The sequence below is a fragment of the Acetobacterium sp. genome (genome assembly GCF_039830195.1).
In the GTDB taxonomy this organism is placed as follows: domain Bacteria; phylum Bacillota; class Clostridia; order Eubacteriales; family Eubacteriaceae; genus Acetobacterium.
Map to the genome: position 1 here is coordinate 150,060 of NZ_JBDODG010000006.1, position 14,563 is coordinate 164,622.

Genomic DNA, 14,563 nt, shown 5'->3' on the forward strand with positions numbered 1-14,563 from the left:
GTTACGCCCCCTTTACCCGATTCGTCATTGCCGTAATGTTTACCAGCGGTGTGGAGGTACTCAAGCCACAAGCTGGCGCGATAATATCAATGCCATCCAATTTAAGTTTTTCGGTTTGTTTCGCAACTTTTTCGGTTTCACCAAATTCCAGCAGATAGGTACTCAAATTACCCATGGTGGTTAGTTCTGGATAGTCTTCTTTCAGTTTTCGCAAGCTAATCGAAGAATCGGTGCTGATCGCATCGGACTTAATTGCCGGTACAAATTTTCTGACCGCATTCATTTTTCCGCAAATGTGAACAATAACCGGGGTATTGGTTTCATGAATGGCAGCGATGATTTTGTTGAGATAACGGACTGCGTATTCATCAAACATCGCAGGTCCCAAGATTTCTCCGGTGGCTGTCGGATCAGCAATGGTAATCACACTGGCGCCGCTCTCCACCATCAGCCTAGCCAATTCGATAATATGATTGCTGGCATAATCAACCACCCGATGGGCTTCGGCAGGATTCTTTCTGAGTTCTTTTAAAAATGGGATTGGGTCAACCAGTGATGCGGCGGTACTAAGCGGCCCGGTGATACTGCCAAATACCGGTATGTCTGAGTATTCTTTTGACAACTGATAGGTTGCTTCAATAATCGCATTAACCCGCTTATTTTTTGCCATCGCCCCTAAGTCCTGATAAATGACTTCTTTAACCGATGGAAACACTTCTTTTTGTATTTTTGGCTCACAGGCCAGGGTTCCGTAATTAATTTCACTGCCCAGCACCTCTGCTTCTACGGTCATGCAAAAGGGAATGCCAAAGTTTTCAAAACCGGTGTTTTCCTGAACGTCATTGGCAATCTCTGCCATTAATTGACTATCGTGATGGCCATCGGGCAAGGTATGACCGGTTTTATTCATTACATCAACGATGGCTGAATTCATCATCCCACCAGGACAGATAACCGGTGCTCGATCAACGGATTCCTTATTTAAGGAACGGAGAATCCGTTCCTTTGGCGTTAAATCATTCATCTAATATTCCTCTTTCAAAAACATCTTTAGCAGCACTAAGCTATAACCGAAGTGATTAATCGTCGCTACAATTTTACGATAATTTCTTCTTGAATTTTTTTCATTATGCGGCAACAATGTTATTCGCCAATTTTACCGCTTCGGCAGCATTTTCCGCGTAGCCATCGGCACCAATCTTGTCGGCATAGGATTGGGAAACCGGACCGCCACCGATTAAGACCTTATAATCTTCTCTTATTTTTTCTCCGACTAAAATCTCGACGACCTCGTTCATCCCTTCCATTGTCGTTGTCATTAGTGTTGAAATGAAAATAAATTCAGCATTTTCTGCTTTGGCTCGTTCCACAAAAGTAGCCGGAGAAACATCACGTCCCAGGTCCACAATATCATAGCCTCCGGTTTCCAGCATGATTTTCACCAGATTTTTCCCGATATCGTGGGTATCCCCTTCAATTACGCCAATGACTGCTTTTCGTCTGGTTTCGTGAGAGTTAATCTTAATATGGGGTTTTAGGATATTTAGACCCGAATACATGGCATCTGAGCACATCAATAGCTCAGGTACAAAATATTCTTCTTCATCAAATAGTTTTCCTGCCTGGTTCATCCCAACGGTAAGTCCATTGACGATGGCTTCATAGGCATCAATTCCTTCAGCGATCACCTGATTACTGAGTTCAACGGTTAAATCCTCATCCATGTCTACAACTGACACTGCCAGCCTTTTGAATAATTCCTGTTTGTTTAAAGACATTTAATAAACCCTCCTCGTTTAACATACATATCCCATATGTATAGTGTGATTATTATATTAGATGTTTTTTCATTTGTCAATATTTTTATACTAATTCTATATGATTAATGAACATGCATAAAAAAGACATGATTTGAAGCAGATGCTTCAAATCATGTCTTTTTTAAAATTATCCTGAAGAATAAATACAACGGCGCAATGCTCTTCAATTTACAACCTAACAAACCAAAATAAGCCGAATCAGATGTAATACTCACAATTACCTTTTTCGTGATAGCGTCTAACCAGTTCGGCCAGGGTAATATTGTCCACCACTTGATCAATAGCATCTTTAATTTCCTGCCAGACATCTGCGGTGACATGGCGGTCTGCTTGTTCGTAAACTCCCGCTTCATCACTCAAAATAACTGGTGATAACTCACCTTCCAGCAACCGCACAATCATCCCCACGGTATAATTTTCCGGGGGACTGGCCAACTGATAACCGCCCTGAGAACCACGAACACTGCGCACAAAGCCAGCTCGTGAAATATGGGTAATGATCTGTTCTAAATATTTTTCTGAAATCTCCTGGCGCTCGGCAATCCGCTTAATGGGAATGTATTCCCCGGTGTTGTTAATCGCCAGGTCCAGCATTAAACGCAAGGCGTACCTGCCCTTAGTGGAAATTTTCATTACTGAAACAAACCCGTTGACAGATAGCGTTCTCCAGTGTCTGGCAATAGAACCACAATCGTTTTACCTTTATTTTCCGGCCGTTTTGCCAATTCGGTAGCTGCATAGATGGCTGCCCCGGAAGAAATTCCCACCAACAGGCCTTCGCGTCGGCCAACTTCCTTGGATGTCAGGAATGCATTTTCATTGCTGACCTTAATGATTTCATCATATATCGCTGTATTAAGCACCCCTGGAACAAACCCGGCACCAATTCCCTGGATTTTATGTGGCCCTGGATTTCCGCCCGACAAAACGGGAGAAGCTTCCGGCTCAACGGCGACGATTTTTACCCCGGGTTTCTTTTCTTTTAAGACTTCACCGACCCCGGTAATGGTTCCGCCGGTACCGATTCCGGAGACAAAGATATCCACTTCACCATCGGTGTCATTCCAGATTTCCACAGCCGTAGTTGTTCTGTGAATCTCGGGATTCGCCGGATTTTCGAATTGTTGCGGTACGAAGGCATTGGGTGTGCTTTCGGCCAATTCCTGAGCCTTGGCAATGGCACCCTTCATTCCCAGTGAACCGGGGGTCAGGACCAGTTCCGCCCCTAAAGCTGAAACCAGGTTACGGCGTTCAACGCTCATGGTTTCGGGCATCGTTAAGATTAAGCGGTACCCTTTTGCAGCGGCTACAAACGCCAGTCCAACACCTGTATTACCACTGGTCGGCTCAATAATCACCGAATCTTGATTGATCAGACCAGCTTTTTCGGCTGCATCAATCATGGCAAAGCCGATTCGATCTTTAACTGAAGACAGGGGATTAAAATACTCAAGTTTTGCAATTACTTTCGCTTCCAGGTTCAGGTTTTTTTCATAGTTTACCAGTTCCAGAAGGGGGGTGTTTCCAATTAAGTCGGTCAGATTTTTTGCAATTTTTGTCATCGTGATACCTCATTTCTTATAATATTCTTTTAAAGTATTCCATATTATTTCTATATGAATTATTATATTGTCCATTCTTTTGCTTGTCAACTCTTTTTTTCTTTTTTTAACGTATTAACTACTTCACTTAATACCCAAAGCAATCCTTAAAATTTTAAATCTTCATTTTATTACAAGTAATTCTATAGTATAATTAGGATATTAGCCTGGCGATTTCGCAATGATCTCCTGGGTATTTTTTATGAACCACTGCAGTCATTACCGCATGATTCGGTTTAGAACGGAGATAACACGTGATATATTTGGATTACGCCGCCGATACCCCAGTTAATGCCCAGGTCCTGGATCTGTTTTGCCGCATCAGCCAGGACGCTTTCGGCAACGCCAACGGTGCACATCTTTTGGGCAAAAAGGCGAAACAGCACATTGAAAATGCTACCATCAAGATAAAGAATCAATTAAACTGCTTAAATATGGCGGTCATCTATACCTCTGGCGCAACCGAAGCCAATAACCTGGCGATTAAGGGTGTGGCCAGAAATTATCGCGAAAATGGTCGGCACCTCATCTCGACCTGTCTGGAGCATGCTTCAGTCAGCGGCAGCCTCAAGCAGCTTCAGTCGATTGGCTATGAGATTGATCTGGTGTCCATCAAAAAAGATGGTACCGTAGACCTTGATCATCTCAAAGAATTAATTCGAGAGGATACAATTCTGGTTTCGATCAACTATGTGGACAGTGAATTGGGGGTCTGTCAGCCAATCGAGTCAATTTCGGCGATTGTTGCCACTTATCCCAATTGCTTTTTTCATGTGGACGCTACTCAGGCTGTCGGGAAAATACCCGTTGATTTTGACCAGATCGATTTGGTTACCTTTTCGCCCCACAAATTTTTCGGACTGAATGGCATGGGCGTGCTGCTAAAAAACGCCGACCTCATCCTTGAACCACAGATCCATGGCGGTACCAGCACCAGTTATTATCGCAGCGGCACGCCTTTTACGGCAGGTGCCGCAACAACAGCGCTGGCCCTTGAGCTGTGCATGGCTGAGCTTGAAGAACGGTTGGCCCAGGTTGCCTTGAAAAACTCCTGGTTAAAAAAGCAGATATCTGCTTATCCGCTGGTTTCTTTCAACAGTACCGAGCATTCTATTCCCCATATTCTTAATCTCAGTGTGAAAGGCGTCAAGGCCCAAGCTTTTCAGGCTGCACTGAGCGATCAGGAAGTCTGCATATCGACCAAATCAGCCTGTTCCACCGATAACACCCCCTCGCGCTCGGTTCTCACCGTCACCGGAAGTCGGGAGCTAGCCAGAACTTCCTGGCGAATCAGTCTCTGTCATTTAACCACTGACAGCGAATTGCAGGATTTTATGGAAATTTTTGATTATTGTTATAAAAGTTTAACTAAAAAGTAGGAGTTATTATGGAACGTTATGAAGAAATAGAAAAAAGTTTAAAAAAGAAGTATCGCAGCAGTATCTGGTGCCGTTTTACCAGCGGTATCAATGAATATCAGCTGGTCAAGGAAGGGGATAAAATTGCGGTGTGCATCTCTGGAGGAAAAGACTCCATGCTGATGGCAAAGCTATTCCAGGAACTCAAGAAACATAATAAATTCGAATTTGAACTGGTTTTCCTGGTGATGGATCCGGGCTATAACCCGATTAACCGTGAAATGATCAAAAAAAATCTGAAGCTGTTGAATATTGAAGCCACTATTTTCGAGTCGCAAATTTTTGATTCAGTGGCCGATATTGAAAAATCACCCTGCTATCTCTGTGCCCGGATGCGTCGGGGCCACCTGTATCACCACGCCAAAGAATTGGGATGCAACAAAATCGCCCTGGGGCATCATTATGACGATGTCATCGAAACTATTCTGATGGGGATGCTTTACGGTGGCCAGATTCAGACCATGATGCCCAAGCTAAAAAGCAGCAATTTTGAGAATATGGAGTTGATCCGGCCGATGTACCTGATCCGGGAAAAGGCCATCATCAGCTGGAAATTGCATAACGACCTGCAATTTATTCAGTGTGCCTGCCGTTTTACTGAAAATTGTATGATTTCAGACAATGAAGGTGGAGCTTCCAAGCGTCAGGAAATGAAAACCCTGCTGAAAAAATTCCGGCAAACCAGCCCTTATATTGAAAGCAACATTTTCAAAAGCGTAGAGAACGTCAATCTCAATACCATTATTTCATATAAACAAGATGGGGTTAAACATCATTTTTTAGATGATTATGATAACTGATACGTTCGATTTTAGCACGCGTAGCGATCAAGAATCTCTTGTTTTTAAACTGAGCCCTTCTACTTGTATGGTCGCGCCAATGAAGTTCTTTTTAATTTTAAAATGAAGGGTTGGTGCTGCAATCCTGGCATTTTTACCGATATATAAGGTAATATCATTTTGTTCAAACGATTCAAAATTCTCTGTTTGATCCGGTTTGTACATATCTACCTCGGCAATTTCAAAGGTTGGACAGCAACCGCCGCCAGTGGTGTTGACCGATAGTGTCAACACCTTTTTTCTTTTTTTGTGCATCAACATTAATACTGCCTCATCGATTTTTATGGTGAAATTTTTATTCATTTTCTGCTCCCGGCATTTTTATTTAGGTAACGTTATTGTAAAACAACTTCCCTCATCCAACTGACTTTCAACTTCAACGGCTCCGCCATGGGCATCGACAATCGAATTGACAATCGCAAGTCCAATCCCCGTGCCACCGGTCATGCGGTTCCGGGATTTGTCAGCACGATAAAAGCGTTCAAAGATAAAGGGCAGATCTTCCTGACCTATCCCAATACCATTATCTTTGATCTGTATTTTTAGATCAGCATCGGATTCAGACAGGTGAACCGCTATCATACCATCTTCAGGGGTATATTTAACCGCATTGGAAATAAGATTGATCATCACCTGAGTGATCCGGTTTAAGTCGGCCTCAATGTCAGATCCCATCCCTGTTGTGACGACATGCAGATTCTTTTTCCTAATTTCTGGAGCAAGGCTGTTTAATGCCTGATCGATTGCTTCGGTAATATTTATTCTAGACTTTTCCAGTTTGAGATTTTCACTTTCAACCTTTGCCAGACGCTCCAGATCCTGGATGATTTTTCCAATCCGCAAGATTTCATCGTGGCAGCTTTCTAAGCGCTCGGTAGTCGGTTCCCAAACCCCTTCGATCATTGCCTCAAGATGAGTTCCAACAGATGTAAGTGGCGTTCTCAACTCATGAGCAACATCTGCTGTTAGTTGTTTTCTGAGCGCCTCCTGTTTTCCTAAAGAGTCCGCCAAATGGTTAATGGCAATAATAAGTTCATCCAACTCTTTTGTATTTGAGCTTTCTTTTATGCGAACTGCGTAGTCTCCATCGGAAATTTCTTTAGTGACACTAGCGGTTTTTAAAATTGGACTACTTAATCGTTTAGCCAGAAATGTCCCCAGTATAAAAGAAAAAAGCAAAGAAAATAAACCAATGCCAATGAGAATTGTATTGAGTGATTTTAAAAATTGAAAATCATCTTCATTCAAAAAATAAGGTCCGTAATAACTGATCTTAACGGTTCCTATCAGCTCGTTATTTTTGATCAGACTTAACGATTTTTCTGTGAATTTGCCTTCCCTATCAGGATGCAGCATTGCCATTCGCTGGTTGATTTCATCCGTCACCTGATCACAAAGACTCATATCGCATGTTTGGGCATCCCATATTGTTTGCCCTTCGGCATCCATTACCGAAATAAGGTAGCCGTCATTTAAGGCGTACATCCCAATGGTATGAACAAAGTCAGCATCCCAGGTTTTTGATGCTGAATCATATTGCTGACTAAGGTTATCGGCAATTTCCAGGGTTCGCCTATCCTGTTGAATCGCCAGATAATTGGTAAATTGCCTCTCAATGAAAAAATTGGACAATAAGCTGATCAAACCAATGGTTAACAATAATACCAGAGCAAAGGTCAGGGAGAATTTTGTTCTTAAACTATGTTTCAAGAGTTTCACCCCCAAATTTATAACCAATCCCGTAAATAGTCAGCACATAAACCGGATTCTTAGGATCTGTTTCTATTTTTTGCCGCAGGTTTTTGATATGGCTATCGACAGCCCGATCATACCCTTCAAATTCATCACCCCAGGCGACTCTGATTAAATCCTCCCGGGTAAAAACCCGGCGGGGATATTTTATTAACGCCGCCAGTAATTTATATTCATTGGGCGTAAGATTTATTTCCACCTGATTCTTTTTGATTAAATGGCTCTCAAAATCAACTTCCAAATCACCACCATTGAAATATGCATTATTATATAGTGGCACCAGATCATCGCTTGATCTGCGCAGAACTGCTTCAATTCTGGCATAAAGGGCTTTTAAACTGAATGGTTTCGTAATATAATCATCTGCGCCGATATTTAATCCTTTAAGCATGTCCGATTCTTCAATTTTTGCAGTAAGCATAATAATCGGCACCCGGGATTTTTTTCTGATCTGAATACAAATTTCTTCGCCTGTCATATCAGGAAGCATCAGGTCTAAGACGATGAGCGCAATGTTTTCCCGGTCAAAAATATCAAGAGCTTGTTTGCCGTTTTCCGCAGCAAAGAGGGTAAAGCCTTTGCTTTCCAGAAAAGACTTTACCACTTCAATTATTTTTAACTCATCATCAACGACTAGCACTTTTTTTAAATGATTGTTCACACTTTTCTACCCCTCGATTATTCAATATTAAACGGCTTTAAAAATTTATCCACTTCAATTGGTTTTTTATCTTCGTCTTCAGCGCTGACCTTGGCGAAAACCCAACCTTCAACTTTTTCTGGATCAACGCCGGCATCAATAAAGATCTGCGGATTTAAAACAAAGACAATGTCTTTATCATTGGTACTCAGGTCTTTAGCCCATTCAAACATATTTCCATCACCAAGGTCAACCCCATAATGGTCAAGGGCGGTGTGGTATTTAATATGATCACGTTTCAGATTGACAATCTGTTCATAGGACGCCAATGCAGTCACTTCGCCACTGTAGGTTAATTTTTCATCCCCTAGCATTGTTCCGACCATAATCTTATCATCAACGAGCATTCCGGCGGGAAGCTTGGTGACATCAAGTCCGGCTTCAATGAATGGTTTGGCAGCCACTTCCACCATTACATCGTGCGGTGTTCCGCTGCTGAAATCTTTACTCCAGATAAAACGGGCGGTTCCATCGGGTGCCGACAGGGCCCAGCCACCATTTATCTCATCTTCGACAATTTGGTTGGGAATGGCCTGAAGCACCGCATCAAAGGATGTGATGGAGGTCTTGCCGACGACATCTGTCTGCTGACAACCGGATAGGACAACTAAAAACAATAAGGCTGTCCCGGCTAAAATAATTTTCTTTTTCATGATCTCTACTCCTCTTTTACTTAATTTTTATGGTTTAAAACCTTTTAGTCTGAGTGCATTGGTGAGCACTGAAACCGAGCTCAGTGACATGGCGGCGGCGGCAAAAATAGGATTCAGCAGTGGCCCGCCAAACAGATAGAGCAGTCCGGCGGCGATGGGAATTCCGGCGACATTATAACCAAATGCCCAGACCAAATTTTGTTTAATGTTACGAATCGTGCTTTTGCTGAGTTTAATGGCAGTGGGAACGTCCATCAGATCACTTCGCATCAGCACAATGTCGGCGGATTCCATCGCGACATCGGTACCGGAGCCAATCGCAATACCAATATCGGCCTGAACCAATGCCGGCGCGTCGTTGATGCCATCCCCAACCATCGCCACTTTTCGGCCTTCTGACTGGAGCTTTTTAACCTCATTTGATTTATCCTGAGGCAATACTTCGGCCAGAACCCGATCAATGCCAACGAGTCTGGCAATGGCTGCCGCGGTTTTTTTATTGTCACCAGTGATCATCGCCACTTCGATCCCCATTTCATGGAGTTTGGCAATAGCGGCTTTACTGCTGGCTTTAACAACATCTGCCACGGCAATAATCCCGGACAATTGGCCATTCATGGCAATGTACATGGGGGTTTTGCCTTCTTCTGCCAGTCGATCTGATTCTGCTTCCAGAGTGTTCAAGGCAATACGGTTCTGATCCATCATTTTCCGGTTGCCCAGCAGCAAACGGGAACCAGCAACTTCTACTTCAATCCCATATCCAGGAATTGCTTTGAACGTATCAATTGTAAGTATTTCCAGGCTTTCTTTTTCAGCACCGCGGACAATCGCTTCACCCAGGGGGTGTTCTGATCCTTTTTCCGCAGATGCGGCAATTTGAAGGAGCCAATCCCGGTCAACCCCGGCCGTTGTGACAATGTCAGTTACTTCTGGCTTCCCTTCAGTAATGGTGCCGGTTTTATCAAAAACAATGGTGTTAATGAGATGAGTGGTTTCCAGGGCTTCCCCGCCCTTAATTAAAATGCCATACTCGGCACCCTTGCCGGTGCCCACCATTATCGCTGTTGGGGTCGCCAGACCAAGGGCGCAGGGGCAGGCGATGACTAGCACCGAAATAAATATGGTCATCGCAAAGACAAAGGTATGGCCGGTGAAATACCAACCTGCGAAGGCCAGCACTGCGATGACAAACACGATCGGAACAAAATAGCTGGATACTATATCGGCCAGCTGAGCAATCGGTGCCTTTGAGCCCTGGGCATCTTCCACCAGTTTGATGATTTGAGCGAGGGCTGTGTCGCCGCCAATTTTTGTCGCTCTGAATTGGATCACACCATTTTTATTGATGCTGGCTGCATATACCATATCCCCTGCTTTTTTATCGATTGGCATACTTTCTCCGGTGAGCATCGATTCATCAATGGCGGTATTTCCTTCAATGACGATCCCATCAACCGGAATTTTGCCCCCGGGTTTGACCAGGATCACATCATCAATTTCGACCTCATCAATGGGTGTTTCAATTTCGGCGCCATCCCGGATGACAATGGCCGTTTTAGGCGTAAGGCCCATAAGTTTTTTAATCGCTTCGGAAGTTTTTCCTTTGGATACGGCTTCCAGATATTTCCCTAACAGAATCAAGGTAATGATAACCCCGGCGGTTTCAAAATACAGATCTTCAACTGCCCCGAAATTGCCTGAACCGATCTGATGAACAGAATAGAGGCTGTAGAGAATCGCTGCCGAGGTTCCCATCGCGATCAATGAATCCATATTGGGACTCCGCTGGATGATGGCTTTGAAACCGACACTGTAAAAGCGGTGACCGGCGATAATAATCGGGATAACCAGAATAATTTGCGCGATAGCATAGGTCAGCGGATATTGCATCGGTTCCAGAAAGCTGGGAATCGGCAGCCGCAGCCACCAGATCATCGCCCCCATGGCCAGATATAGCAGTGGAATCCCGAAGCTCGCCGATACGATCAATTTGGTCTTAAGCGTTCGGATTTCCTTTTCCTTCCGCAGTTTATCTTCATCAACAGCCGTTTTTTTCTCTATTTCCAGCGCCTGATACCCCGCTTTTTCAATTGCCTGCCTAATCGTCGCGAGTTTTACTTGCTGAGGATCATAGTGAACTGTGGCTTTTTCAGTAGCCAGATTTACAGTTGCACTGGTGACCCCTTCAAGTTTATTCAGCACCTTTTCAACCCGAGCCGAACAGGCGGCACAGGTCATCCCGCCAATGGGGATTGTCACTTCATTTATTGTGGTAGTTGTGACCGTTCCATATCCGGCTTTTTCAATCGCTTCATCGATTTTTTGTCGCGATGTATCAGCTTCATCGTATTCAACCGACAAGTTTTCGGTGGCAAAATTCACCGAGGCATCAGATATTCCGGCCATCTTGCTGACAACTTTTTCAACCCTGGCCGCACAGGCCGCACAGGTCATTCCTGTTATTTTAATGGTTTCTTTTTTCATTAATTTTCCCTCCTCTTACTCATTCAAAAGTTTAATCTTTTATTGTTGATCGTTACTGGTTGATATCATCAACGACGGTTATGGTGCTGCCCACCATCCCCATCCAGCAGGAATAATTGATGGTTCCGGCCTTGGTCGGCGTAAATTCGACAACATTTTCTCCTGTAATCAGTTTTTGTTCCACCCCATAGCTTCTGATCAGCATTTTATTATTGCAACTATTCAAATCGCCGTCATTGGCTGTGATGGTCCATTTAACCGGTATCCCGGTTTGCACAATAATCGGATCATAAATCCCCCGATCCAGAGTTGTCGTTACGATTTGGATACCATCGCTGACGGTTGCTTTGGCTACGGAACTGCTGGTGCTCGACTGCGCTGTTGCGGTTTGATCGGCACTGCTCGATTGGCTCTGTGACGAATTTGAATTAATTGCACTTCCCCCGGTTGATCCAGAACTTCTGGTACAGCCCGAAAATAAAACAGTCGCCAGCAAGACAACCGCCAGCACGGTTCCCAGTAAATAATATGTTTTTTTCATTTTTATAACCTCCTTCTAATACTACCCGTTATTATCACTTAATTAACAATTGTTATACTGCTCTTAATCATCCCCATCCAACAGCTATAGGGCACCGTTCCTGTTGTCGTGGGGGTAAATTCAATGATATTGTCACCGGCCACTAATTTTTTTTCGATATTGTATTTGGGGATCAATACTTGATTGTTACACCCATTAATGTCACTGGCATCGGCCTGGATGGTCCATTTGACGGGTACCCCCACTTGGACGGTGATGGGTTCATAACTGTCTGGTGAAAGCTTCGTTGTAATTGTCTGGACCCCCCGGTTGATTAATGCAGCATTATTTTGCTCTGTTTCGATAGCTGAAGCTGCACCGCCTGATAGAGCAGGTAGGGCGATTCCCGATAAGCTGATGCCATTACTGAACATAAACACGCCCAATATCAAAACTAACACGGCGCTGGCAGTCATCATTTTACTGGTAAATCTTTTACTGAGCAATGAGCTGATCGCTCCCAGTCCAAACATCAGTGGCACTGTTCCCAAACTGAATGCCAACATCGATAAGGCACCCTGTACCGGATCACCGGTGGAAATGGCATAAAGCTGCATCGCCTGGAGTGGGCCGCAGGGCATTAAGCCGTTTAAAAGTCCAACATAGAGGGGACTATTGCTTTTTTTCTGGTCATTGATCTTCCTGACAAAAATCTTGGGCATTCTGGGATTAAGCTTACGCAACCAGGGAAAAAGATTCAGCATATTCAAGCCCATAATCACCATGAACACCCCGGCTGCAACAGCAACAATTCCTTTTGCGGTGCCGGAAAAGCTGATGACTGATCCCAGTGCTCCAACGATTCCGCCAACGATGGTGTAAGAAATCACCCGACCGGTATTATATAAAACTCCAGGTCTGAGATCTGCCATTTTATTTTTATTTTTTATCCTTGCATGGGGAACGCATTGAGTAAGGTTAATTCCCCCACACATAGCGACGCAGTGGACGGATGTGAGTAAACCGATTAAAAATAACGCACCGTAACCCACCCCCAGTTTTGCCTCTGGAAACATGTTAACGATAGTAAAACCACCTGAGTAATTAATAATCACAAACGCCACTATCATGATAATGGCAATCCCTAAAACTTCTCTGCTTCTGTTTTTCTTTTCGGTTTTTCCAGTTGGCGGTTTATTTTGATTTTCTGCACTTCGTTTCAGATGATAATCCATCATCTCAATGGTATCCAATATTGTTGACAGTCTCACCTGATCCGGATCATAGGTAAAACTGACCTGAGAACGCGTATAGCTAGCCGTGACGCTGATTACACCGGTTAGCTTATTAAGCTTGTTCTCAATCTGATTTTCACAGTTAACACAGGTCATCCCGGCAACCGGGAATGTTTTTGTTATCCGCTTTTCTTCCATTTGTCATTCTCCTTGTCACTTCTTGTCTGTTCCTATCATAACAGTAACTTTTGTAGAACTTATGGAGAAACGAAGGTTAAGTTAATGAGCTTAAACCAAAAGCAATAAATTAATTTTTTAATCGGTTTACTTTTTCAGAGCGGAAAAATGCCGGAGGCTTCCAGCAAAACCGCCCTTGCTGAAGTTTTTTAGATTACTAGAATCTGGACATAAAAAAAGGCTCTCGATGTTACTCATCGAGAACCTATGTGCAAAATTATTTTTTTTACGGATACACTTCAATCAACACATCCATTATCCCGCCGCAAACCATACCTTCATCTTCAGCCACGGATCCGGTCATATCGACTTTCATCGTGAGATATCCACTTCCAGCCTGGAGCAGATCCCGGGCCGTCAAACTGACCTCAGCTTCACTGCAGCCACCGCCAATACTGCCAAGGCTGCGTCCATCAGGCCAGATGATCATCTTGGCACCAGGACCTCTGGGTACCGATCCTTTTTTTGATATCACCGTAACAATCGCCCGTTTTTCGGTGCCATCCTTGGCCAGATTTTCCAGCACCTCATAGTCAAAATCGGATTGATTGGATTGCCTTCTTTTCGGGGCGTCCGAAGCTGTTTGACTCAGTCTTTTTTTACTGATGATCTCAGCCATAATTGATATGGCAATTTCTTCTGGAGTAACCGCGCCTATTCTCAGACCAATTGGCGAATACACCTGGTTAAGCTTTCCTTCATCAAGGCCCTCGTCGACCAGTAGTTCCATCAGATTCTTGACCCGTCGTTTTGAGCCGATCATTCCCAGATACTCAGGATCTGAATCCAAAACATTTCGCAGGCATACGGCATCATGGCGATGACCTCGGGTAACGATCACCACATAATCGGAAGGGTTAACCTGGAGACGATCAAAACAGGTTTCAAAACTTTCGCAGAGAACCTCGCTCGCTTCCGGAAATCTGCCTTGATTGGCAAAAGCAGGTCGATCATCAACAACGGTTACCTTAAAACCAATATCAGCACCATATTTTGCCAACGGTTTAGCGATATGTCCCCCGCCGAGAATAATCAGCCGGCCTTTTGAATAAAAAGGTTCGCAGAGAACCCTTTCATGATCAGCTATAACGATCAGCTCCGGCAAACCTTTGATCAGGAGATTTTCGATGGTTTCTTGTATCTGTTTATCAATATTCTCCAGTTCATCCTTGCTGATCAGACTCTTTTCAATGTCAGTTTTTCCCGCTTCCGTGACAGTTTTAAATCGCGTCAGCATCACGATCTTATTTTTCTGCTTGAGGTCATCGATTAATTTGGCGTATTGATTATCCATTTTTATG

13 protein-coding genes and 1 pseudogene are annotated in these 14,563 nt (G+C 43.8%); 2 read left to right on the forward strand and 12 right to left on the reverse strand.

Annotated features, from left to right (window positions below; genetic code table 11):
- Position 1: 1 nt before the first annotated feature.
- From ABGU93_RS01880 to cysK, 4 genes are all read right to left on the reverse strand, one after another.
- Positions 2–1,024, reverse strand: coding sequence for a uroporphyrinogen decarboxylase family protein (locus tag ABGU93_RS01880; protein WP_347411809.1), 1,023 nt, complete (start codon positions 1,022–1,024; stop codon positions 2–4).
- A 103-nt stretch (positions 1,025–1,127) separates the two neighbouring features.
- Entirely contained in the window at positions 1,128–1,778 is a 651-nt protein-coding gene (locus tag ABGU93_RS01885; protein WP_347411810.1) for a corrinoid protein, read from the reverse strand.
- A 240-nt stretch (positions 1,779–2,018) separates the two neighbouring features.
- A complete protein-coding gene (locus ABGU93_RS01890; protein WP_347411811.1) occupies positions 2,019–2,453 on the reverse strand; it encodes an Rrf2 family transcriptional regulator in 435 nt (144 codons plus the stop codon).
- Complete coding sequence (gene cysK / locus ABGU93_RS01895; protein ID WP_347411812.1) at positions 2,453–3,382, reverse strand: cysteine synthase A; 930 nt, start codon at positions 3,380–3,382, stop codon at positions 2,453–2,455. The genes ABGU93_RS01890 and cysK overlap by 1 nt, the downstream gene beginning before the upstream one ends.
- Before the next feature lie 293 nt (positions 3,383–3,675).
- Between cysK and ABGU93_RS01900 the strand changes: the two genes are divergently transcribed.
- Positions 3,676–4,800, forward strand: coding sequence for a cysteine desulfurase family protein (locus ABGU93_RS01900; protein WP_347411813.1), 1,125 nt, complete (start codon positions 3,676–3,678; stop codon positions 4,798–4,800).
- 20 nt (positions 4,801–4,820) lie between these two features.
- Positions 4,821–5,639, forward strand: a pseudogene (locus ABGU93_RS01905) (ATP-binding protein); the annotation flags it as partial.
- A 27-nt stretch (positions 5,640–5,666) separates the two neighbouring features.
- Here the strand turns inward: ABGU93_RS01905 and ABGU93_RS01910 are convergent.
- The 8 genes from ABGU93_RS01910 to ABGU93_RS01945 form a co-directional block, all read right to left on the reverse strand.
- Positions 5,667–5,981, reverse strand: a complete 315-nt coding sequence (locus tag ABGU93_RS01910) for a hypothetical protein (RefSeq protein WP_347411814.1) — start codon at positions 5,979–5,981, stop codon at positions 5,667–5,669.
- 18 nt (positions 5,982–5,999) lie between these two features.
- Positions 6,000–7,388 carry a HAMP domain-containing sensor histidine kinase gene (locus ABGU93_RS01915; protein WP_347411815.1) on the reverse strand — a complete coding sequence of 463 codons (1,389 nt, stop codon included), beginning with the start codon at positions 7,386–7,388 and terminating at the stop codon, positions 6,000–6,002.
- Positions 7,378–8,091 carry a response regulator transcription factor gene (locus tag ABGU93_RS01920; RefSeq protein WP_347411816.1) on the reverse strand — a complete coding sequence of 238 codons (714 nt, stop codon included), beginning with the start codon at positions 8,089–8,091 and terminating at the stop codon, positions 7,378–7,380. The genes ABGU93_RS01915 and ABGU93_RS01920 overlap by 11 nt, the downstream gene beginning before the upstream one ends.
- Before the next feature lie 17 nt (positions 8,092–8,108).
- Positions 8,109–8,783 (reverse strand): hypothetical protein, encoded by a 675-nt coding sequence (locus tag ABGU93_RS01925; RefSeq protein WP_347411817.1) that lies wholly within the window; start codon positions 8,781–8,783, stop codon positions 8,109–8,111.
- Positions 8,784–8,810: 27 nt separating this feature from the next.
- Positions 8,811–11,270 carry a heavy metal translocating P-type ATPase gene (locus ABGU93_RS01930; RefSeq protein ID WP_347411818.1) on the reverse strand — a complete coding sequence of 820 codons (2,460 nt, stop codon included), beginning with the start codon at positions 11,268–11,270 and terminating at the stop codon, positions 8,811–8,813.
- A gap of 52 nt (positions 11,271–11,322) precedes the next feature.
- On the reverse strand, positions 11,323–11,811 hold the full coding sequence (locus ABGU93_RS01935) for a hypothetical protein (RefSeq protein WP_347411819.1): 489 nt from the start codon (positions 11,809–11,811) through the stop codon (positions 11,323–11,325).
- Between the two features lie 38 nt (positions 11,812–11,849).
- A complete protein-coding gene (locus tag ABGU93_RS01940) occupies positions 11,850–13,223 on the reverse strand; it encodes a sulfite exporter TauE/SafE family protein (protein ID WP_347411820.1) in 1,374 nt (457 codons plus the stop codon).
- A gap of 265 nt (positions 13,224–13,488) precedes the next feature.
- Positions 13,489–14,556: an XdhC/CoxI family protein gene (locus ABGU93_RS01945; RefSeq protein WP_347411821.1), complete on the reverse strand. Its 1,068-nt coding sequence runs from the start codon at positions 14,554–14,556 to the stop codon at positions 13,489–13,491.
- Positions 14,557–14,563 lie beyond the last annotated feature (7 nt).

Coding starts and splice junctions, on each gene's coding strand:
- ABGU93_RS01885 (WP_347411810.1), bottom strand. CDS start 1,778: ATGTCTTTAAACAAACAGGAATTATTCAAAAGGCTGGCAGTGTCAGTT.
- ABGU93_RS01880 (WP_347411809.1), bottom strand. CDS start 1,024: ATGAATGATTTAACGCCAAAGGAACGGATTCTCCGTTCCTTAAATAAG.
- ABGU93_RS01935 (WP_347411819.1), bottom strand. CDS start 11,811: ATGAAAAAAACATATTATTTACTGGGAACCGTGCTGGCGGTTGTCTTG.
- cysK (WP_347411812.1), bottom strand. CDS start 3,382: ATGACAAAAATTGCAAAAAATCTGACCGACTTAATTGGAAACACCCCC.
- ABGU93_RS01930 (WP_347411818.1), bottom strand. CDS start 11,270: ATGAAAAAAGAAACCATTAAAATAACAGGAATGACCTGTGCGGCCTGT.
- ABGU93_RS01945 (WP_347411821.1), bottom strand. CDS start 14,556: ATGGATAATCAATACGCCAAATTAATCGATGACCTCAAGCAGAAAAAT.
- ABGU93_RS01910 (WP_347411814.1), bottom strand. CDS start 5,981: ATGAATAAAAATTTCACCATAAAAATCGATGAGGCAGTATTAATGTTG.
- ABGU93_RS01890 (WP_347411811.1), bottom strand. CDS start 2,453: ATGAAAATTTCCACTAAGGGCAGGTACGCCTTGCGTTTAATGCTGGAC.
- ABGU93_RS01940 (WP_347411820.1), bottom strand. CDS start 13,223: ATGGAAGAAAAGCGGATAACAAAAACATTCCCGGTTGCCGGGATGACC.
- ABGU93_RS01925 (WP_347411817.1), bottom strand. CDS start 8,783: ATGAAAAAGAAAATTATTTTAGCCGGGACAGCCTTATTGTTTTTAGTT.